Source organism: Pseudomonas sp. BNK-7 (genome assembly GCF_048072025.1).
GTDB classification, from domain to species: Bacteria; Pseudomonadota; Gammaproteobacteria; order Pseudomonadales; family Pseudomonadaceae; genus Aquipseudomonas; species Aquipseudomonas danubii.
This window is the reverse complement of record NZ_CP182252.1, coordinates 4,259,833-4,281,114: the sequence shown is the minus strand read 5'-3', so window position 1 is coordinate 4,281,114 and position 21,282 is coordinate 4,259,833. Positions and strand designations below refer to the sequence as shown.

16 protein-coding genes and 3 pseudogenes are annotated in these 21,282 nt (G+C 63.4%); 7 read left to right on the top strand and 12 right to left on the bottom strand.

Going from position 1 to position 21,282, the window contains the following annotated elements:
• Nucleotides 1-4: 4 nt before the first annotated feature.
• Complete coding sequence (locus ACMGF8_RS19880; RefSeq protein ID WP_102865138.1) at nt 5-1,369, bottom strand: APC family permease; 1,365 nt, start codon at nt 1,367-1,369, stop codon at nt 5-7.
• A gap of 205 nt (nt 1,370-1,574) precedes the next feature.
• Between ACMGF8_RS19880 and ACMGF8_RS19875 the strand changes: the two genes are divergently transcribed.
• On the top strand, nt 1,575-2,378 hold the full coding sequence (locus tag ACMGF8_RS19875; protein WP_102865139.1) for a helix-turn-helix transcriptional regulator: 804 nt from the start codon (nt 1,575-1,577) through the stop codon (nt 2,376-2,378).
• Between the two features lie 199 nt (nt 2,379-2,577).
• Here the strand turns inward: ACMGF8_RS19875 and feaR are convergent, their stop codons facing one another.
• The 4 genes and pseudogenes from feaR to ACMGF8_RS19855 form a co-directional block, all read right to left on the bottom strand.
• The gene (gene feaR, locus ACMGF8_RS19870) at nt 2,578-3,516 is read right to left on the bottom strand and encodes a transcriptional regulator FeaR (RefSeq protein ID WP_102865140.1); all 939 of its coding nucleotides are present in this window, start codon (nt 3,514-3,516) and stop codon (nt 2,578-2,580) included.
• 149 nt (nt 3,517-3,665) lie between these two features.
• Nucleotides 3,666-4,259 carry a DUF3156 family protein gene (locus tag ACMGF8_RS19865; RefSeq protein WP_115579976.1) on the bottom strand — a complete coding sequence of 198 codons (594 nt, stop codon included), beginning with the start codon at nt 4,257-4,259 and terminating at the stop codon, nt 3,666-3,668.
• Entirely contained in the window at nt 4,225-5,745 is a 1,521-nt protein-coding gene (locus tag ACMGF8_RS19860) for an APC family permease (RefSeq protein ID WP_102865142.1), read from the bottom strand. Before ACMGF8_RS19860 ends, ACMGF8_RS19865 begins: the two co-directional genes overlap by 35 nt.
• Before the next feature lie 240 nt (nt 5,746-5,985).
• A pseudogene (locus ACMGF8_RS19855) lies at nt 5,986-7,474 on the bottom strand (aldehyde dehydrogenase family protein).
• A 274-nt stretch (nt 7,475-7,748) separates the two neighbouring features.
• Here ACMGF8_RS19855 and ACMGF8_RS19850 point away from each other — a divergent pair.
• The 5 genes from ACMGF8_RS19850 to ACMGF8_RS19830 all read left to right on the top strand — a co-directional run bounded on the left by ACMGF8_RS19850 (nt 7,749) and on the right by ACMGF8_RS19830 (nt 13,034).
• On the top strand, nt 7,749-9,083 hold the full coding sequence (locus ACMGF8_RS19850) for an aspartate aminotransferase family protein (RefSeq protein WP_102865144.1): 1,335 nt from the start codon (nt 7,749-7,751) through the stop codon (nt 9,081-9,083).
• Between the two features lie 168 nt (nt 9,084-9,251).
• Nucleotides 9,252-9,926, top strand: coding sequence for a helix-turn-helix transcriptional regulator (locus ACMGF8_RS19845; protein ID WP_102865145.1), 675 nt, complete (start codon nt 9,252-9,254; stop codon nt 9,924-9,926).
• 90 nt (nt 9,927-10,016) lie between these two features.
• The gene (locus tag ACMGF8_RS19840; protein ID WP_102865146.1) at nt 10,017-10,832 is read left to right on the top strand and encodes a molybdenum cofactor biosynthesis F family protein; all 816 of its coding nucleotides are present in this window, start codon (nt 10,017-10,019) and stop codon (nt 10,830-10,832) included.
• A gap of 61 nt (nt 10,833-10,893) precedes the next feature.
• Nucleotides 10,894-12,276 (top strand): aspartate aminotransferase family protein, encoded by a 1,383-nt coding sequence (locus ACMGF8_RS19835; protein WP_207167851.1) that lies wholly within the window; start codon nt 10,894-10,896, stop codon nt 12,274-12,276.
• Nucleotides 12,273-13,034, top strand: coding sequence for an SDR family oxidoreductase (locus tag ACMGF8_RS19830; RefSeq protein WP_102865148.1), 762 nt, complete (start codon nt 12,273-12,275; stop codon nt 13,032-13,034). Before ACMGF8_RS19835 ends, ACMGF8_RS19830 begins: the two co-directional genes overlap by 4 nt.
• Before the next feature lie 91 nt (nt 13,035-13,125).
• On the opposite strand, the gene ACMGF8_RS19825 is transcribed toward ACMGF8_RS19830, so the two are convergent.
• The 7 genes and pseudogenes from ACMGF8_RS19825 to ACMGF8_RS19795 all read right to left on the bottom strand — a co-directional run.
• Nucleotides 13,126-13,686: a flavin reductase family protein gene (locus ACMGF8_RS19825; RefSeq protein WP_102865149.1), complete on the bottom strand. Its 561-nt coding sequence runs from the start codon at nt 13,684-13,686 to the stop codon at nt 13,126-13,128.
• Between the two features lie 24 nt (nt 13,687-13,710).
• Nucleotides 13,711-14,946 carry a cation:proton antiporter gene (locus tag ACMGF8_RS19820; RefSeq protein WP_102865150.1) on the bottom strand — a complete coding sequence of 412 codons (1,236 nt, stop codon included), beginning with the start codon at nt 14,944-14,946 and terminating at the stop codon, nt 13,711-13,713.
• A gap of 112 nt (nt 14,947-15,058) precedes the next feature.
• Complete coding sequence (locus tag ACMGF8_RS19815; protein ID WP_102865152.1) at nt 15,059-16,150, bottom strand: Rieske 2Fe-2S domain-containing protein; 1,092 nt, start codon at nt 16,148-16,150, stop codon at nt 15,059-15,061.
• Between the two features lie 24 nt (nt 16,151-16,174).
• Nucleotides 16,175-17,878, bottom strand: a complete 1,704-nt coding sequence (locus tag ACMGF8_RS19810; protein WP_102865153.1) for an NAD(P)/FAD-dependent oxidoreductase — start codon at nt 17,876-17,878, stop codon at nt 16,175-16,177.
• Nucleotides 17,879-17,919: 41 nt separating this feature from the next.
• The gene (locus tag ACMGF8_RS19805) at nt 17,920-19,005 is read right to left on the bottom strand and encodes a monodechloroaminopyrrolnitrin synthase PrnB family protein (RefSeq protein WP_102865154.1); all 1,086 of its coding nucleotides are present in this window, start codon (nt 19,003-19,005) and stop codon (nt 17,920-17,922) included.
• Nucleotides 19,005-20,621: a tryptophan halogenase family protein gene (locus tag ACMGF8_RS19800; RefSeq protein ID WP_305949411.1), complete on the bottom strand. Its 1,617-nt coding sequence runs from the start codon at nt 20,619-20,621 to the stop codon at nt 19,005-19,007. Before ACMGF8_RS19800 ends, ACMGF8_RS19805 begins: the two co-directional genes overlap by 1 nt.
• A 312-nt stretch (nt 20,622-20,933) precedes the next feature.
• Nucleotides 20,934-21,020: pseudogene (locus ACMGF8_RS19795) on the bottom strand (cupin); the annotation flags it as partial.
• Between the two features lie 35 nt (nt 21,021-21,055).
• Here ACMGF8_RS19795 and ACMGF8_RS19790 point away from each other — a divergent pair.
• Nucleotides 21,056-21,220: pseudogene (locus ACMGF8_RS19790) on the top strand (SDR family oxidoreductase); the annotation flags it as partial.
• Between the last annotated feature and the right edge of the window lie 62 nt (nt 21,221-21,282).

Here is a 21,282-nt window from a genome sequence, read left to right as displayed (position 1 = left end):
CTCCTTACAATTTCTGAAACGCCGGGCTGTACCGGCCATTGGTGCCATAGAGAATCACCGACAGTGCCAGCAGCCCGATAATCACCATGATGTCCCGCAGGGACGCCTCGAGGAACAGATTGATCAGCAGATACCCCGCGCCCATCACCGCCAGCAGCGCCGGTACTGGCCACAGGGGCATGCGATAGGGATGCTCGCGGTCGCGCAGCAGCACCCGGCTCATCAGCGCGCTGAGGGCAACGATCAGGTACACCAGCATGATCAGCAACACACTGAAGGACGTGAGGTCCGCCAGATTCGAGCTGAAACTGAGTACTGCCGAAGGAATCGCCAGGAACAACGTAGCCAGCCATGGCGAGTCCCAGCGTGGATGAATCCGCGTGAACAGGCGGTTGATGGTGGGCGTCCACAGGGCGTCGCGGCCGCTGCTGAACACCACCCGGCCGATCTGGATGACGATCGCGACAATGGCGTTGAACACCGACAGGAAGATCCCGCCACTGACCACCCTGGCGAGGGTTTCATTGCCATGGCTGGTGAGTAGGTAGCCGATGGGATCTGGGCTGGCCAGCATCGCGCTCAAGGACGGCGCGCCGATCAGCAGCGCGGTGAGCGGCACCAGTTCGATGATCACCACCAGCACCAGGGACCAGAGCACCGCCTTGTGCACGCCGCGCCCCTTGCACTTCATGTCTTCGGCCAGCAGTACCGCCGGCCCGTAGCCGTTGTAGGAAAACAGGCCGATGCCCACCGCACCGATCACCAGGGCCCAGGGCGCCATCTGCAATGCACCGTGATCGACGATCTGCGGTTGCAAAAGAATGCTCACCGGTTGCGTGGCGTTGCCAAAGCCCAGCCAGACAATCACCAGCAACGCCGCCACCTCCAGCAACAGGCAAGTGCCGGTGATCCAGGCATTGAGCTTGATGTTGAGGATGCCCAGCAGGTAGCTGCAGACCACTATCACCAGGGCTACGGTCTGGGAGTCGAAGTCGGTACCCAGGGCGTTGTTCAAATAGGTGGCGGCGCCAGTGGCCAGCACCGGAGGGATGAACAGCAGCATCACCAGCACCGTGAGGAAGGTGGCATAGCCGGCCATGCCGCCAAACACGCGCTTGGCATACACGTACTCACCGCCGGCACTGTTATGGGCCCGGCCCAGCTCGGCGTAACAGAAGGCAAACATCAGTGCCAGCAACCCGGCCATGACGAACGCCAGGAACACCCCGCTGCCGGCCTGGTGGATGGCAAAGGGCGCGATCACGAACACGGAACTGGCGGGGGTCACGCCGGAGACCGTGATAGCCACCACATCGAACACACTCAGGGTTGGTTTCAGCGCGCCGTCGGGCGCGGAGGGAGAGCTCATATCGTTATCCTCGTGTTTATTGTTGGTCTGAGGCAGAAACGAAATCCATCGGGCGGGTGCGCTCTGGGACGCACTGGCTGGGAGCTACTCTAGGCAGTCACATGACTGCGACCAATTCCCCTATTGGAGTACTCCCCTTGACGGCAACAGGCAAATCGACGAAACCCTTCTACGGCACTTTCGACGCATCAATGGAGCAAGGTCTTTGAGCAATCTGTTCAGGGAGGTCGGCATGCACGCCGGCCTGGGTCGCACCCTTACGCTGATCGGCAACCCGCGATTCTGGAAACAGCTGATCCTGCTGTTGCACCAGGCGACGCCGTTCGACAATGCCCTGGCGATCTTCTACCCGGTGGATGGCCCGCCCCGGGCCCTTGAGGAATATGACGCGGAGCCCAGCAGCAAACCGGCGTCGATGCTCACCTACCTCAATGGCCTGTACCTGCTGGACCCGTTCTTCCAGGCCTGTCGCGAGGGCTACCCCAGCGGCCTGTACCGCCTGGAAGAAGTGGCCCCGGACCACTTCCGCCAGAGCGAGTACTTTCTCAGCTACTTCCACGACAATGTCCTGGAAGATGAAGTGCAATTCATCCTGCAACTGCCCGATACCGGCACCCTGTCCCTGTCACTGGGCAACCAACGGGTCTTCAATCGCGAGGAAATCGGCCAGCTCACGACCTTCGCGGCCTGGGTGCTGCCACTGATGCAACAGCATTGGCAACACAGCCAGATACGTCCCCAGGCCCCGGTTGCAGAGGAAATGGCCAGCCAGATTCGCGATGCCCTGAGCCATTTCGGCAGCGCGGTGCTGTCGGATCGGGAGCTGGAGATCGCCCGACTGATCCTCCGGGGTTTTTCTTCCAAAGCCATGGCCGAGCGTTTGAAAATCTCGCCGGACACCATCAAGGTGCACCGCCGCCACCTTTACGCCAAGCTGGACATCTCCAGCCAGCCCGAGTTGTTTTCGTTGTTCATCCAATCCCTGGGGCATGATCTGGAAAATCCCTGACGCCCCTGTTCAGGCTGCTGTTCACGGTCTTTTCGCGGCCTTGCGTTCTTGCCTACCTGCTTGCCCGCTTGCCGTAGGAGCTGACTTGCCAGCGAAGGCGTCCTCAAGGACAACGCAAAACTCAAGGGCCTCTTCGCCGGCAAGCCGGCTCCTACGCAGCCAGCGTTGCCGTTTTGAGGGCTATGCGAAACTCCGGCGCCTACGCGTTCAGGGAGCGGGCGCGGAAGTCACGGGGCGACTGTTCGAAGTGCTTCTTGAACGTCCGGCTGAAATGCGCCGAATCGGTAAAGCCCCACTTGAAGGCGATATCGGTGATGGATTCGTTGCGCAGCTGCGGGTTGCTCAGGTCCGCCGCGCTGCGCTTGAGCCGGGAGCGCTGGATGAAGCGACACACGCTGTCGCCCTGCTCCTCAAACAGTCGGTACAGCTGGCGCACCGAAATATTCAACTGCCCGGCCAGGGATACCGGGGTCAGGCCCGGCTCATTGAGGGATTGATTGATCAGTTGCCGAGCCTGATCACGCAGACATTGACCATGCAGGTTGTCGTCAAAGCCATCCAGGGTGCTGGCCGTCTGACGCAGGGTCGGCCCAAGCAAGGCGATCAGGGCCTCTTGCAGGGCCTGACCCTCCTGCTGCGCCGCACACCCCTGCAGATCGCCGGCGCAGATCTGCTCCACCAGCAAACGCATCAGGCGACCACTGGCACAGTTTTGCGACAACTTGCCGAACTTGCGCTGCGGGGTCGGCAGATGCCGGTAAACCTCTTCCCGGCTGAGGTGGAACGAGGCGTGCTCGATCAGGCCGTGGGGCACGATTTCACAGGCACCGGCCGAATCCAGCAACGCCATGTCGCCGGGAGCCAGCTCAATGCTCTCACCATCCTGGCTCAGGCGAGCGTGGCCACTGCGCTGGATGATCAGGAAACAATGACGATCGTCCTCATGGTCGACCTTGGTGCTCTGGCGGGAGATCAGCCCGGCATTGGTGCGGATCTGCGCCACCTCCAGCCCGGCATAATCCTGCAAACCCACTTCACCGATAAACAAGGCGGGATTGCGCGCCGGGCGGGCGTCGAATCGACCGCAGACACCCTGCAGGGCACCTACCCAGGAACTGAAACTATGCGAAGCAAGCACTGTGCACCTCCATAAGCCGGTTCAGACCGCCTTTGTTGTTATGGCGATATCATTAACATGTTATCTATTTGCCAGGCAAGGAGCCTGACAGCATGGATAGTCTGTTATGGCTTAAGCAGGGTGTATGCCAGTACTAACGGTTATGTCGGTCAGAATTCTCGTAGAAGCTTGTACAACTCAGTGAAGCTGCCCAACAGCGCCGCCCGCTGTTGGGGACTCAAGCGGATGTAGCGCCTGAACCCCGGTAAACGATTGACCACCTCGCTGGCGCCAAAGTGCTCAAGGCGCACTTGCCAGCCCTGCTCATCCCGCCACAGCTCAAGGTGCTTGAAGTCCAGCGGCAGCAGCCGCTCCAGCAACGACTGATCACTGCACAGCTTCTGCAGCAAGGGCGCCCATTGCTCTGCCTCCCCCGCAAGCAATCGCGCGGCGACGCCCTGTCGACGAATCGCCCCGGTGTGGCGCAGGCCAATCCGCGCTTGCCCGGGACGCTCGCAGGGCACCTGCAGACGCCACTCACAGACCACGATATGCATCAGGAACTGCGCCTGGGGACGCTCCCGCACTTGGAACTCCAGAGCGCTTTGCGGGCAATGGAAAACCCCCAGCCCAGCAGAGCGAGGGGTGAAATCCAGGCCCGCCAGATCCCGCCGCACCTGACCCAGGGTGACCCCCGGGCGATAGCCCGAAGGTGCCCGGTGCCAGAATTCAAAGAGGTTTTGTCGCCAGCTTGAAAGATTCATCAGACAGGTTCTCCCGAGGGCTTGGGGTTTCATCCGGCGACAGGCTCAGTGCCTGTTCCAGCACCTCCTCCACCGGCACCGGACGAAACGGATTGACCTTCTGTACCAGCAAGGTCCAGACCAGCGCGTAGATAGCGGTCAGGCCCAACATGCTGCCGAAGGGCACATAGATATCCCGTGGATTCATCCCCGGGGGGGTGATGAACCACATGCCCAGGACAATTCCCACCGAGGACAGAATCTGCGGCAACGGAAACCATGGCGATTTATAAGCCCGCGGCAAATCCGGCCGGCGAATGCGCAACATCACCACCGACAAGGTGACCAGCAGGTAGGCGGTGCTCCAGGCACAAACCGCCGCCAGCACCAGGTGCATGATGCTGTCGGTGCTGCCACCCAGCCACCAGGCATGCAGGCAGGGAATCAGGACCGCCACGGCGATGCACAGCAGCGGTGTCTTGAAGCGTGGGTGCAGATAGGTGAAAACCTTGGGTAATGCCCCGTCCAGGGCCATGCCATAGAGAATTCGCGGCAGGCCGGCCATCAACGTGTTGATAGTCGCGGCACCGGCAAACAGCAGGCCGATCCCCAGCCAGATGCGGCCGAACGGCCCCATGATCTGCTCGGCGAAATGCGGGATGGCCATGGGCGTATCCAGCAAATGCACGCTGCCGTCCTCACTCAAGGCAATGTTTTCCACCTGGCGCTTCATGGCCGCGCCGTAGATGAACATGCACACCGCGACGCCTACCAGACCCAGGGCCATGGCCCGGGGAATGGTCCTGGCTGCCTTGCGTACATCCGGTGTCAGGGGGGTGACGAACTCGCAGCCGACGAACATGAACATGGCCATGCCCACCAGAGACAGGATGGTCGTCAGATCGGTCCCCACCCTGGAAGCACCGAACCAGCCATCAAGTTCCACTGCCGGAGCCTTGATGACCCCGAGCACGCCAAAGATGATCAGGGTGGTCCACATGCCGAAGGTCAGGATCACCTCGGCACGGCTGAAGGCGGTAATGCCCACGGCGTTGAGCAGGCCGAAGAACACTACCAACCCGACACCCACCAACCAGGCGCTGCCGCTCTGTTCCAGCAGGGTATTGAGGGATTCGAAATTCACCAGGGCCATGACGCCGCTGAGAATGGTTTCCGCCGTCCCGGCAAACACATGCACGATCAGGTAGGCGGACAAGGTCCCGGTGATAGCGAAGAAACGCCCCAGGCCACAGGCCAGGTAGTCATAGACCGAGCCATTGGTGGGCAACAGGCAGGCCGCTTCGGCGAAGGTGGTGGATTGCGCCAGCATCATCAGCAGGGCGATCACCATCGCCGCGGCGAACGCTCCACCACCGATACCGAATCCGGTGGTAGCCGTCAGGATCACCGGGCTGGCCATGATCAGGCCCACGGCACTGGCCAGCGCGGTGGGAAAGCCGACCACGCCCTGATCCAGGTGGTGCTTGAGTCTGTCGTTGAGCGACATGATGGTAAACCTCGAAAGCATGGGTTGATGATTGTTGTTCTAGGCATTTCAAGGGCACGCCCGGCAAGGGCGCAGAGCTTGGCTGTCTGACGCAGCTGAAATCATGTTCACGCCCTGTAGGCGCTGGCTTGCCAGCGAAGACGTCCATGAGAATGACGCCTGTCCTGGGGGCGTCTTCGCCGGCCAACCGGCTCCTACAGTCAACCGGCTGGCCGGCAAAGGCGTCTGCATGGGGCGTGCTCAATAAGCGATGCACACCGACTTGTTCTCGGTATAGGCCTCGATGGCCGCATGGCCCATCTCGCGGCCCATGCCCGATTGCTTGTAACCGCCGAAGGGCATCGAGGGGTCCAGCATGTTGTGGGTGTTGACCCAAACGGTGCCGGCCTTGATCTGGGGAATCAGTTGCATGACCTGACTCAGATCGTTGGACCAGATGCTCGCCCCCAGCCCGTACTGGTTGTCATTGGCCAGGGCCACCACTTCCTCCAGAGAATCGAAAGGCGTCGCGACCACCACCGGGCCGAAAATCTCCTCGCGCACCAGCGGCAGGTTGGCGTTGACGTTGGCCACCACCGTGGGACGGACATAAAAGCCCTGCTCACCATGGGCAACTCCGCCGCAGAGCACCTTGGCGCCCTCCTCGACCCCGCGCTGGACCATCTGCAGCACGCGCTTCTGCTGTTTGGCAGAAATCAGCGGATTGATCTGTGCCTGCTCGTCCAGCCCCGGGCCAATGCGCAAGGATTCGGCAATGGCCACCAGACGCTCCAGCACCTGGGTGTAGATCCCGCGCTGGACATACAACCGCGAGCCCGCCGTGCAGACCTGTCCCTGATTGAAGAAGATGGCCCCGGCCGCCCCGGCGGCAGCAGTCTGCGGGTCGCAGTCGTCGAGGACGATCACCGGCGACTTGCCACCCAGCTCCAGGGAAAAGCGCGTCATGTTGTCCACCGCCGCGTGGCCGATCAGCTTGCCGACCTGGGTCGAGCCGGTGAACGCCAGCTTGTCGATCCCCGGATGGGCAGCCAGCGCGGCACCGGCCTGGGCGCCACTGCCGGTCACCACGTTGACCACGCCGGGGGCGATCCCCGCTTCCAGGCAAAGCTGGCCAAGGCGCAGCGCGGTGAGCGGAGTCTCGTCGGCGGGCTTGAGTACCACGGTGCAGCCGCAAGCCAGGGCCGGGACGATTTTCCAGATGGCCATCAGCAACGGAAAATTCCACGGCACAATGGCTCCCACCACGCCCACCGGTTCCGGCACCGTATAAGCCCGGTACTGTGCCCCCGGGACCGCGGCGATGGACACATCCAGGCTCTTGCCTTCGATCTTGGTGGCCCAGCCGGCCATGTAGCGGGTGAACTCCGCCGCCGCCCCCACCTCCAGGGCCCGGGCCAGATGGATCGACTGGCCGTTGTTGAGAGTCTCCAACTGCGCCAGCTCCTCGCCATTGGCTTCCAGCAGATCCGCCAGCTTCAACAGCAGGCGCTCGCGATCGGCGGGACGCAACGCCTTCCAGTTGCCTTCGAAGGCCCGGCGCGGCGGCCCCCACCGCCAGATCCACATCGGCCTGGGCGGCGGCGGCAACCTGGGTCAACTGCTCGCCACTGGCGGGGTTGTACACCGGCATCCGTGCTCCGGAAAGCGCGGGCTGGCTGAGACCGTCAATCAGCAGGCCGTGCTGACTGTCTATGAATGCAGCGACACGTGGGTCGATGGCAACGCTCATCTTGATTCCTCGCAGGTGGACCTTGTTCGAGGTGGACTTTGAGCCCAAAGTCGGATGCCGTCTTGATCCTGGCTGCCGCAAAACTTGGCCCTGGCTGCCAACGCCAGCGGCGCCTGGGCTGGCAAGCCAGCCCCTGCCAATGGCCGGCAGCGAGACCCGCCAAGTCGCCACTGGCAGCCTGGGTCAAATGTCCTGGCACACAGAGGCAAGCCAGGAGCCCGCAAATGACGCACTAATAGCTCCACGCTGTCCGTGCGTTTTCAGGAGACTCAACGTGAGCCAAGCAAGCCGTTTCTGGCACCCCATGCTGCACCCCAACGAAATGAAGCAACGCGAACCGATCCGCATCGTCCGTGGCGATGGTTGCTATGTCTATGACGACAAGGGCCACCAGCTGGTGGATGGCGTCGCCGGGCTGTGGAACGTCAACGTCGGCCACAACCGCAAGGAAGTGAAAGCGGCCATCACCGCTCAGCTCGATGAGCTGGAGTATTTCCAGCTGTTCGACGGGGTCAGCCACCCTCGTGCCGAAGAACTGTCCCGGGTGCTGATGAACCTGCTGGAGCCCGAGGACATGTGCCGGGTGTCCTTCAGTTCCGGCGGTTCGGATGCCATCGAAAGCGCCCTGAAGCTGGCCCGCCAGTACTGGAAGCTCGAAGGCCAGGCCGACCGCACCAAGTTCATTTCCCTGCGCCAGGGCTACCACGGCACCCACTTCGGTGGCGCCTCGGTCAACGGCAACACGGTGTTCCGACGCAACTACGAGCCCCTGCTGCCCGGCTGCTACCACATCGATACGCCCTGGCTGTACCGCAACCCCTACAGCCAGGACCCGCAAGAGCTGGGCAAGATCTGCGCCGACCTGCTGGAACGGGAGATCCAGTTCCAGAGCCCGGACACCGTGGCCGCCTTCATTGCCGAGCCGATCCAGGGCGCCGGCGGCGTGATCGTGCCACCGGCCAACTACTGGCCGCTGATCCGCGAAGTCTGCGACAAGTACGGCGTCCTGCTGATCGCCGACGAGGTGGTCACCGGTTTCGGCCGCAGCGGTTCGATGTTCGGCAGCCGTCTGTGGGGCGTCAAACCCGACATCATGTGCCTGGCCAAGGGCATCACCTCGGGCTACATCCCCTTGGGCGCGACAGTGGTCAACCGGCGGATCGAGGCCGCCTTCGAGAAAAACGCCAACTTCACCGGCGCCATCATGCACGGCTACACCTACTCCGGGCACCCGGTGGCCTGCGCTGCTGCCCTGGCCTGCCTGGACATCGTGGTCAAGGAAGACCTGCCGGCCAACGCGGCGAAGATGGGCGACTACATGCTGGGCAAGCTGCGGCCCTTCGTCGAGCGCTTCGACACCGTCGGTGAAGTGCGGGGCCAGGGCTTGATGCTGGCCCTGGATCTGGTGGCGGACAAGAGCACCCGCGAACCCATCGACCCCATGAGCGGCTATGCCAATCAGGTGGCACAGATTGCCCGGGACAATGGCGTCATGGTGCGACCGGTGGGCACCAAGATCATTCTCTCGCCGCCCTTGGTGATCCAGCAGCCACAGGTGGATGCCATAGTCGATGCCCTCGCCGAGGGGTTGAGCAAGGCCCAGCGCTGATCGTTGCAACCGGCTGCGGTCAATCAAACAGCGACCGCAGCCTGTGCTGCATCCCTGCTTGCCAGGCACCCCGCTCGTGGTTTTCGCTCGCCCTGACACGGACCGCGCCACCCGTCGCAGCCCCCAACCACCCGAGCCACTGCCCAGCCGGCAGCCAGGAGCTATCCGATGATTGCGCCCACTTCCTTGCCCGGGGCCCATGAGCTGGGGCAACGCTGCATCGCCGCCTTTACCCGAGTGGTACCCGCCACCCTCTGCGCTTTCTACCGCATCGATCCGAACCTGCAGGCCCGGGACTTCTCGCTGTACCGCATGCCCGAGCAGATGCACCAGGCCTATTTGCAACGCTACCGCCACTACGACCCGTTGCAGCCACGCAACTGTGCCGCCGCCGGGCGCCCGGTGCTGTCGCTGCACATGGGCATGGCCCAGCAGGGCCGTCATGCAACCGAGGTCTACCAGGGATTCCTGCAACGCCACGGGGTACTGGATGTGGTGGAGATTCTCGCCTGTGACGGTGAACGCCCCATCGCCGGCCTGTCGCTGCTGCGGGACAACGCCCTGGGGCATTTCAGCGTCGACGAACTGGGCACCCTGCATGCCTTGCAGGGCCTGCTGGAAATCGCTGCCCTGGCGCCCTATTCCCAGGTCGACGAACGTCTGGCCAACCTCACTCCCAGGGAACGGGAGATCGCCTGGCTGCTGCGCGATGGTGCCGACAACAAGAGCATCGCCAGGCGCCTGGACCTGGGGCTGCCCACGGTCAAGACCCACCTGATCAACCTGTTTCGCAAGGTCGGGGTCGGCAATCGCACGGAGCTGGTGAGCACGCTGTTCTTGTAACGGAGCACCGGCTCAACCATCTGGTTGATGGGCAGCAGCGGCGCCCGGGCAGAACATGGGGTTCTCCTTTCCTGGACAAAGAGCCTTGCCATGAATCAGCAACCTGAGTGGATCACCGTCGGCGCCCTGGCGGACGGTTTTGCAGACGACAATCACATCCTTGCGGGGGTGGATGATCTGTCCGGTCGCACCTTGACCCTGCACTTCGACAACGGCTGGCAGATCGAACACCACTTCGCGCTCGACACGCTGCGCTGGAACAGCCTCGGCCAGAGCCCCAGTGACGACCTGCCCTATCGCGCCACCTCGATACGCCCCGGTATCTACCTGGTGGACTTCCTCAAGCGGGAGCAAGGCCAGCCCCATTCGGTGAGCCTGATTCTCGATCTTGAGCGCCAGTGCTTCACCGCCGTGATCGGCCAGATGCCGAGCCAGGCCGAATGCGGCGTCGACCTGTTCAGCCGGGCGCTGGCCGGCGGCGAGCTGACCTCGGTCAAGGCGCAGTTCCTCCATGGTGCAATCGATGCCTTGCCCACGGCCGAGACTGCGCGACATGCGCCCACCGCCGAACTGATCGGCCTGCGCAACCAGTATGTCTACAGCGCCAGCGAGGCCTACGAGCACATCTACCTGAATGCCAACTTCTATAGCTGGCAGTGCCTCAGGGGTGTCGAGCAAGGCCTGGCGGACACCGACCGCTGTCACTACTACAAGATCGCCGAGCAGCTGTACCTGTTTGTCTGGCGCGAGAAGATCGTCCCGACCCTGGGCCTGGTGCTGATCGACCTCAAGGCCGGGCGTAGCGACGGCAAGATATTCGGCTACCAGGGTGCAGACTTCAGCCATGCCGCCAACTTCCCGGTGGGCGCCCTGGCCCAGGTCCTCAACCGAACCCTGCACCCCTGATTCCACACCGCTGCAGGCTTGTCCGAGCGCCAGCCGGCAGCGCTTTTCACAGGATACTTCCATGACTCTGGGCCTTGATCTGCAACGCGTCGCCAGCTGCTATCAGTCCGAACTGCAGCTGTTTGTCGAGCAACACCCGCGCTCCGGCGCCTTCTATCAGGAAAACCTCAAGCACTGGCTGTACGGCGCGCCGTTGCACTGGATGCAGCAATGGCCCGGCGCCTACCCGATCATGGTGGCGGATGCCCATGGTGCGACCCTCACCGATTGCGACGGCCGCGAGTACGTGGACTTTGCCCTGGGCGACACCGGCGCCATGTTCGGCCATGCCCAGCCGGCGGTAGCCGCAGCCATTGCCGAACAGGCGCTGCATGGCTCGACGCTGATGCTGCCCACCGCCGACAGCCTGTGGGTCGGCAAGGAGCTGAGCCGGCGTTTTGGTCTGCCCTATTGGCAAGTCACCACTTCAGCCACCGATGCCAACCGCTTTGTCCTGCGCCTGTGCCGGATGATCACCGGACGGCAGAAGGTCCTGGTGTTCAACTGCAACTACCACGGCAGCGTCGACGAATCCCAGGTGGAATTCGACGCCCAGGGGCAGATGATTCCCCGAGACGGCGTGCACGCCAACGGCTTGCAGCACGCCTCCACCACCCGACTGGTGGAGTTCAACGACCTGCCGGCCCTGGAGGCGGCGCTGGCCCATGGCGACGTGGCCGCGGTGCTGACCGAACCCTTCATGACCAACGTCGGCATGGTGCCTCCGGCCCCGGGCTTCCATGACGGCTTGCGGCAGTTGACCCAGCGCTATGACGTACCGCTGATCATTGACGAAACCCATACCCTGTCCTGTGGACCGGGGGGCTATTGCGGCGAACAGGGCTTGCAGCCGGACTTCTTCGTCCTGGGAAAATCCATCGCCGGGGGCATTCCCACGGCCGTCTGGGGCTGCAGCCAGGCCATGGCCGAACGGATCTGGCGGGTACTGCCGCATTTCCAGCCGGGCCAGGCGATCAACCACTTCGGCTTCGGTGGAACCCTGGCCGGCAACGCCCTGCAAATGGCCGCCATGCGCGCCACCTTCAGCGAAGTGATGAACGATGAAAACTACGCACGCATGTTCCTGCTCGCGGAGCGCCTGCGAGCGGGCGTCGACAGCATCATCGGCAAGCACGGCTTGCCCTGGCATGTGACCCGCATCGGTGCCCGGGTCGAATACCTGTTCATGCAGCAGGCCCCGCGTAACGGTGGCGAAGCCCACCACGCCCGCCATGCTCTGATCGAGGCGTACCTGCACCTGTACCTGCTCAATCGCGGGGTGCTGTTGACCCCATTCCACAACATGGCCCTGGTGTGTCCGGCCACCCGCGAGGCGCAGGTCGACTTGCACAATCGGCTGCTGGACCAGTGCCTGGCCCAGGTCCTGCCAGGGGCCCAGCCATGAGCCAGGATGACCGCGGGCGCATCGCCCTGATCACCGGCTCGGGCCAGGGTATTGGCCGGGCGATCGCTCAGGTGTTCGCCGCCGGGGGCGCCAAGGTCATGCTGGCCACCCGCAGCGCTGCGTCAGGCGCCGAAACCCAACGCCTGATTCGTCAGGCCGGCGGAACAGCGGAGCTGCTGACCCTGGACCTCGGCACCCGGGCAGCCGCCGAACAGGCGGTAGCGGCGACCCTGGACGCCTTCGGCGGCCTGGACCTGCTGCTGCACAACGCCGGGATCTTTCCGATGCAGAAGCTGGCCGAGCTTGAGGAGCAGACCCTCGACAGCACCTTGGCGGTGAATCTGAAAAGCTGCTTCTGGCTGACCCAGGCAGCCTTGCCGGCGCTACGCCGGGCCCGATCACCGCGGATCGTCGTCACCTCATCGGTGACCGGCCCACGCACGGCAATTCCCGGACTGGCCCACTACGCGGCGTCCAAGGCAGGGGTCAATGGCTTCATTCGCGCTGCGGCACTGGAACTGGCGGAGTATGGAATCACCGTCAACGGCGTCGAGCCGGGGCTTATCGCCACCCAAGCCATGGACAACCTCGGCGACGCCGCGACCCTGTCCAGGGGCATTCCCCTCGGGCGCCTGGGAACGCCTGAGGACATTGCCTACGCCATGCTGTTCCTGGCCTCACCACAGGCCGGCTACATCACCGGCCAGACCCTGATAGTGGACGGCGGCGCCCTGCTCCCGGAAAACAGCCAGTTGTAGGCGCTGGGAAATTGCCCAAGATGAACTGTGGCACTACGCAATCCGGACGCAGATCAGTGCCACCCACCGCCAAAGGATCACACAAACCGGGCTATTCGAGCTTGATTGCACTTTCTGTTTCATTGCTCCCTAAACCCCGGTACTGGCCTGCATGGAAGACCAGCGGTTCTGCGCCGCTGTATCGGTATTGTTCGATCTCGCCAATGAAGATCAGGTGATCACCGCCCTCGTACTGAGTGACGTTACGGCACACCAGCACTGCCACCACATCGTCCAGCACCGGGGATCCCGCCTTGCCATAGGAATGAGCTACACCGGCGAACTTGTCAGCGGCTGCCCGTGCGAACTGCTCCGACAAGTGGTGCTGGTGCGCGCCCAGCACATTGATGGCGAAGTGACTCGCCGAGCAAAAAAACTTCAGGCTCGGTGCGGTGCGTGCCAGGCTCCAGAGCACCAGCGCCGGCGATAGCGAGAGTGAAGAGAACGAGTTGGCTGTCACACCGACGTTGCGGCCCTCAGCGGTGCGCGTGGTGATCACGGTCACACCGGTAGCAAACTGCCCCAGCAAGTTGCGCAGCTCGCGGACATCGTGAACATCGCAGCCCTCGGCATCGAGCAAATCCTGAGCCTTGGTTTCGGTGGCAGCATTCATGGTGATCTCTCCCCTCAAGCTGGCTCAGATGGCCTGTTGGCTCATTGCGCGCGATTGCACGCGCAGCGTGAATCGAATCAGCGGAGCGGTAAGCGCCGTCGTCACCAGCGCGAACACCACGAGGATCGTGTAGACCTTTGGTGGAAGGATCTGCATCTGCAGACCGATCGACAGGACGATTAGCTCCATCAAGCCGCGCGTATTCATCAACGAGCTCACCAGCATCGCATCGTGTGGCACAAGCCCGGTGGCACGCGCGCCCAGATAGCTGCCGCCGAACTTGCCGATGAATCCGCCCGCGAGGAATACACCGAACCACATCCAGGATGCCGCGTCATCGATCGTGCCGACCGAGGCATGCAGCCCCGCATAGGCGAAAAACACCGGCATCAGCACAAGCTTGACGAAGCCTTCGACGTTGTCGCGCCACTCCTTCGCGACGCCGGGCATGCGCCGCACGAACAGCGCCGCCGCAAGTGCGCCAAATGCGCTATGGAATCCGATCAGCGACGTCGCGAGTGCCGACGCTATTACGAAGCAAAGCAAAACGGCCAAGCGGTCGCGCGCCGCATGCGCAGTCAATGCGAGCCGCGCAAGCGCCGGTCGAACCACGAAGCGCACCAGGAGCGCGCACAGCACCAGATACACGAGCAGGCTGACGAGCATGCGCGCAAATGCCCAGCCAGGGCCGCTCGAGAGCGAGGCAATCGTTGCAAGCAGCATCCATCCGAGCGCATCCGTCAGCATCGCGGCAGACATTGCGTGCCGCGCGCCCACCATGGCGCTGAGCGCCAGGTCGTCGATGATGCGCGCCATCACCGGTACCGCTGATACCGCAAGCGCAACACCGCAGAAGAGTATGTAGGGCAGCGCCGGCACGTCGCTGGCAAGCGTATCTTTCGAGACGCTGGCGACGATCATGCCGATCGCGGCCGGCGCGATGAGCCCGCACGCCGCGATCGCGACAGGTATGCGCCAGCGCCTGCCGCGCAGCGTCTCCCTCAACTCCATATGCAGACCGATCTGAAACATCAGCAGTATCAGGCCGACTTCGCCGACTTGCGCCATGGCTGACAGCGTACGTGGGCCGAACAACAGGTCGTAGAAACTCGGTGCGATCACGCCGAACAGCGAAGGTCCCAACAGCAGGCCGGCCGCGATCTCGCCGACGACCGCGCACTGGCCGAGGCGTTCGGCAATGCGGCCGCAGACATTGCAGAGCGCGATCACCAGCACGAGTTGCAACAGCCAGATGGTCATGAGTACCTCGGAAAGAGCGACGCCGACGCGAAGCGGGTGGCCGCGACGCAGCTCGCCAGGTTCGCGAGCGCCTGGCGGAGCGACGCGGCCGATACCGGCTCGGCCTCATGCATCACCGCTCACCCGCGACGCGGTCGACCCAGCCCCGGTAGAACGCACGGTACTTGAGCACGAGCTTGTCGTACTTGCTGTACGCACCGCCGCCGTCCGGCTTCATCCCGTTCCAGATTTTGACGTCGTACCCCGCGGCCTGTCTGGTCTGCAGCCCAAACAGCACGAAGTCGGTCGCACGGCGCAGGGCGCCGCCCACCTTCTTGATCGAGATGAGCATGTGCATGACGTTCTTGCCGTCGCTCACCGGCGTCACACACTGGAGCAGCTTGTATTTGACGTCTCCGTCCAGGGCAACGGTCATGACGCACCCGCCGGGGTAGCCATCGAAGTGCAGGTTCATCTGCGACATGTTCAGGCCGAGCGCGCGCGACAGCATGCCGAGAGGGCCGAAGTAGCGGTTCACGGTGAAGTCGATCCCGGCACCGAACCACGCGCCCGCCCGGGCCAGCGACTCAACCTCCGGCCACCGGCGCCAGTCGTCGAAAAGCTTGAGCTCGAAGGCCGAGATCGGGAGCGCGTGCACGGGGGTCGCGTGCTGCGCATCGTAGAAGTTCTCGACGATCCGCAAGACCGCCGTCGTCGTCTCGAACGCGAAGTGCAAGTGCATAAAGTCGCCGTTGTCGACGTCGGCCGCGGCGATTTCGGGCAGCGGGTGCAGCGGCTGCGGGGAGCCGTACCAGACCCACACGTAGCCGTATCGCTCGGTGGTGACCAACGTCGGCTGGCGCGCCCCGCGCGGCACGGGCTCCAGCCGGCACACCGCCTGGCTGTGGCCGGGGATGTGAACGCACTTGCCCTGCTCGTCGTACCGCCAGTGGTGAAACGGGCATTGGATGCATCCGTCCTTGACCCGCCCGTCAGCCAGGTTCGCGCCCAGGTGCGAACAGTGGCGGTCCATCACCACTGCCCGCCCCGTCGCTCCGCGCCACGCCACGCACGGACGGCCGAAGAGCGTCAACTCCTTCGGCTTGCCCTTGAGGTCGTGCGAGCGCATTGCGACGTACCAGCTCGCGGCCACGCGCGTGGTCGCGTCGTACGCCCCCGGGGAATGCTTCTTGACGCTCGCTTGATCCAGTTGAATGTTGTTCATCGCTTTTGTGTCGTCCTCGGCCGACTACTTCTTCAGAACCAAGCCGATGCGGGTTGTGACGTACGCCTTGAGCAGCGCGAACATCGGGTTGTAGTCGAAGTACTTTTTCACCTCTGCCGGCGCACGGGTCTGCGTCCAGTACATCAGCTTCATCGCCGGCAGCAGGCTGTACTTCGAGTTGTTGAGCTGCGGCTTGTCCCCGGTGATGCAGTACCCGAAGCCGAACATCGGCTTGGCGAAGTCGCGTTCGTCGATGAGGGCGTGAATCCGCACCGCGGCCTCCTCGGCCGACTTGCGCCCGGCGCTAACGGCCTCGACCTCGGCCTTGGCGTCGTTGAACAACTGGTAGTACTGCTCCATGTCCGCGCACAGGTACCCGAGGTACGGGGGGTCGTTGTCGAGGTGATCGAGGTCGCCCTCGTCGCGCGACGCGCGGAACCTCGCGTGGGCTTGCACGAGCCGGAACTGCCCGAGGATTGTGCCGACCGCCCACAGCCTGTGGAACGCGTCCCATAGGCGAAAGTCCGAGAACGCCGTGTAGCAGCAGCTGACGAAGTCGTCGTTGTGGTCCAAAAGCTTTTGCTGCAGGCGCTCGATGTACTCGAAGCGCTCGGGGGAGAAGTCGTCGTCGCGTAGCGCCTTGATGAGACGCGCCGCAAGCGCGTGGATGGTCACCGCGGTGTTCTCGAGCCCCCGGGAGAAAAGCGGATCGATGAACCCGTTCGCGTGCAGCATCAGGCAGTAGCGGTCGCCGACGCAGGCGGTCGACGAGAACTGCAGGCGGTCGGTCTTGACCCAGTCGCGCACCGGCACGGCGTCCCGGAATTGAGCTCCGATACTCGGGAACCGCGCGAGGAACTCATCGAATTCTTGCTGCGCGCTGATGTCCGTTTTCGGGTAGACACGCGGATCGAGCTGCAGGCCGACGCTCACCAGGTTGTTGGTCGACCGCGGGTGGTTGTTGAACGGAATCACCCAGAGCCAGCCGCCTGTGAACATGTGGTGCAAGGTCCCCTCGTGCCAGCGCCAGCGCTGCCCCTTGACCTTGAAGATGTCGTCGAACGGCTTGACCCCGAGCATGTGCGTATAGAGGCTGCGCGAGTGCGTCTTGAAGCGACACGGTTCTTCGCGGAGCTTGAACTTGGTCGCGAGCGGCGCGCGCGGGCCTCCGCAGTCGATCATGTACCGGCCGGTGAACCGTTCGCCCTCGGCGGTGGTCACCGCGACGCCGTCTTTATCGGCGTGGTATTCGGTCACGCTGGTCTTCTGGCGAACCTTGCAGCCGTACTTAATGGCGGCTTGCAACAGGTAGGCGTCGACGTCTTGCCGGTAATAATGGCTCTCCGGCCCCCACGGCAGCTCGGGAATGACGCACTGCGTAAACTCCTTCGGGTCGTGCTCCTGGCCGGGCTTGTGGAACACGAAGCCGAAGTTGCGCTTGATGCCCGTGCTCGACGAGACGTAACGTTGCGTCGAGTAGAACGACGTGATGTGGCCCAGCTCCGGAATGCCGTAGCGATCAGCAATGATGCGGTTCATGAGCGACGTCTCGGGGATCGACGATTCGCCGATCGTAAACCGCGGGTGCGACGACTCCTCGATGATCAGCACGCGAAACTGTTGTTTGGCCAGGATGGCTCCCATCTGGGTTCCGGACATGCCGGAGCCGAGGATGATCACGTCGAAATGGTTGCTATCGCGCCCGTTCGCGGGGCTCTGCTGAGTCATGGGGCAAACTCTCCTTGTCAGATAGGACCTGGCCGTGCGCGTCAGGATTCGTCGAGCGCGGCGCGGATGCGGGACCGCGCGGCACACGTGAGCGTGAGTAGATCGCCGAGCATGCTGGGCGCGTACCCCCCGCTGCCCGTTGCGGGGCCGCTGCGCCCGACTTCGTACGCCCGCTCCGCCAATTTAAGGTGAGGCGCCCGGAAGCGCAGCAGGACCTTGAAGACCCGTTCGAGGGCTGTCAGCCCAGCCCGAACGGACTCGCCTCGTGCATCGACCGCTCGCGCCTCGGCGAGCACGCGATCAATGAGCGCCGGCCCCCCAGCGAACCGAGCGTAGACCGCCCTGTACGCGGGAAGCACGTAGGGCAGGTACGTCTCTTTGAATTCTCGATAAGCTTGGTCTTCCGATTGCGAGCCCCACAGGACGTGTTCCAGCACGAAGAGGGGCATTTCTACGGCTCCAGGGCCCAGGTAACTCTGGCCCCCGACTCGAATCGGTTCGTAGAAGGGGCGCAGCTCATCGTAGAAGACCTGCGGCGAGATGAAGCGGTACGCGTAGACGATCGATTCGACCATTTTCTCCAGATAGGCTGCTAGCTCGTCGCACCCTTGCGCGAACGCGGGCGACTGCAGGGGCACATCGGACAACTCGACGGTCACCGCGATGGCCGCCTCGAGGGCCGCCATCGAGATGCGCACGCTATCGAGCAGGTGCGCTTCGTCGCGGAGCCCTGTGTAGCTCCGCTGCGCATCGGCCGCCGCGGGGTTCCAGACCGTCACATGCAGGAGCGTCTCGCGCGGCGGCAGGTCGGTCGCGCGTGCCAAGTCGAGCAGCACCAGCTCAAGCCCGGGCACCACGTCAGTAGGCTCATGTCCGTGCCGCTTGAGCGACCCCAGGAAGAAACCGATGTCCCGCATCGCGGCGGCGGCTTCGACGAAGCCCCAGCCGGAGGGCACGCCGCGCACCGGAAGGAACTCGCGCAGCAGGCCGACGATGCCCGGCACGTCCTTGTTACGATTCAGGCCCGGCAGCTGCAGAACCAGCGAGCGCGCCTGTAGCGGATCGCAGGCCGCCACGGCGGCGTGCGTGGCCGCGAATGCGGATACCCGGTTCAAGGTGCGTTCCACTACAGGCCTTCCTTCGCCGCGAGTGTCGGCCCGCGCTGGTTGCGCGACTGCCCCGCATCGCCGTTACGCAGCGACCGCAGGTAGTCGTAGTTCGTCGGCAGGCTCGTGCGCAGACGCTCGGCCTCGCGCCGGATGCTGGCGAACATCGCCTCGGCCTTCTCGATCGACTCCGGTCGGTGCTGCAAGAGCGGCAGCGACCGGTCGGGCAGCATGCCTAAGCCGGCAAAGATGCAGTAGTAGTTGCCGTTCAACCAGAAGTTCTTGAATTCGTAGTCGAAGGTCTCGTAGTACGTGGAATCGTCGAACGACGTGGTGGTCAGCGGCAGTCCCGCCTTGTAGCGCTGAACCTTCTCTTTGATGGCATCCGAGAGCCGCAGCTCATGCCGGTTCGCGAGCCAGAACGGCGTGTCTTCGCGCGACGTGGTGAAATAGTGCGCCTGGACGAAGTCTCGACAGTCGTCGAACATGTAGACGATCTCGGCGTTGAATGCGTCGCTCAACCGCGGGTCGAACGAGGTGTCGGGGAAGTGCTTCACGAGTTGGTAAAGCGCGGCGTAGATGAAGTAGATTCCCGTCGATTCCAGGGGCTCCAGAAAACACGACGACAACCCGATCGAGACGCAGTTGTTGACCCACGCCCGCTTGTTGCGCCCGACTCGAAACTTGATCTGGTTGAGCGACTGATTGTCCGAGAGGCCCCAGAGGTTGAGGAAGTCGGCGGTGGCCTGGTCGCGCGAGGTGAACTTGCTCGAGAAGACGTAGCCGCTGCCGAACCGGCCCAGCATCGGAATCTTCCAGGTCCACCCCGAGTTCATGGCGATCGCGGAGGTGTACGGCTCGACCCCCTCGCGCACGTCGTCATTGGGCACGGCGCTGGCGACCGCGCTGTCGCACAGCAGATAGTCGGACATGTCGATGAAGGGCTCCTTCAGGGCCTGATTGATCAGGAGCCCCCGCATGCCGGAGCAGTCGATGAACAGGTCTCCCTCCAGCGTCCGACCTTCCTTGGTTAACAGGGTGGAGATGTAGCCGCGGTCGTTCAGGCGAACCTCCACGACTTCGTCGACCACACGGTTCACACCGCGTTCGACGGCCCAGCGCTTCAAGAAGTCGGCCACCAGGTGCGCGTCGAAGTGCCACGCGTGGGACATCTGGCGGGTGCCGTCGAGCAGGCACGGTGCCAGCTTGCCGTCAAGCGCCCCGGGCTGCGGATAGCACGCGTACTCCATCGGCTGCTGGAAGCCCTGTTCGCGCTTGCGCAGCCAGTAGTGGGTAAGCGGTACGCCGTCGCAGTTCGGCACGCTGCCGAACAAATGGTAGAAGTAATCGTCGCGCGAGTGGTCGGGAGGCTTTCTCCAATTCACGAACTTGATCGCGGCCTTGAACGCGCCGTTCACTTGGGGCATCCACTCCCGCTCCGGTATCCCGAGGAAGTCGAAGAACACCTTCTGCAAACTCGGGATGGTCGCCTCGCCCACGCCGATCCGGGGGATCGCCGCAGACTCGATGAGCGTGATGTTTACCTGCTGTTGGAGCGCCCGGACGAGGTACGAGGCGGCCATCCAGCCCGCAGTACCACCGCCCACGATGACGATATTCTTGATCGGCTTGTTCATAACACTCCTTGTTTCAAGGCGAACTGCCGACCATGAGGTAGAGGCCGCCAGTCTCCGTGCATCCGTGCAAGAGCCACATCAATGTGCTTGTTCGGGTTGACTCTAGCCGGCCGCAAAAGCGATGCAAATTCTGTTTCCGAATTAGCATTTCTAAAATGCAAAGGCGTTGGCTATAGAGGAAGGTGTTGCGGAGGTCCTTTGCGCCTAATCAGCCCGCCGCCAAGGGTGGTCTGACGTAGCGGTGTATTTTGGGCTGACTTCATCCACCGCCGATTTTGCAAGAGGCGAGCCGATCAAAGGCGTCGCGAGCACCCCGGGGGCGCATTCCCAGATCCCGGTTTCGACCCCGTCGCTGCGTTCGACGGCAGTCATCGATGTCACGGCCACGGGTATTCCCAGGGTACGGCGATCGGCGCCGCCCGCCATGACCTGATGACGCCGCGACCCTGTCCAGGGGCATTCCCCTCGGGCGCCTGGGAACGCCTGAGGACATTGCCTGCGCCATGCTGTTCCTGGCCTCGCCACAGGCCGGCTGCATCACCGGCCAGCCCCTGATAGTGGACGGCGGCGCCCTGCTCCCGGAAAACAGCCAGTTGTAGGCGCTGGCTTGCCAGCGAAGGCGTCCTCAAGGGCGGTGCTTGTCTCTGAGGCCTCTTCGCCG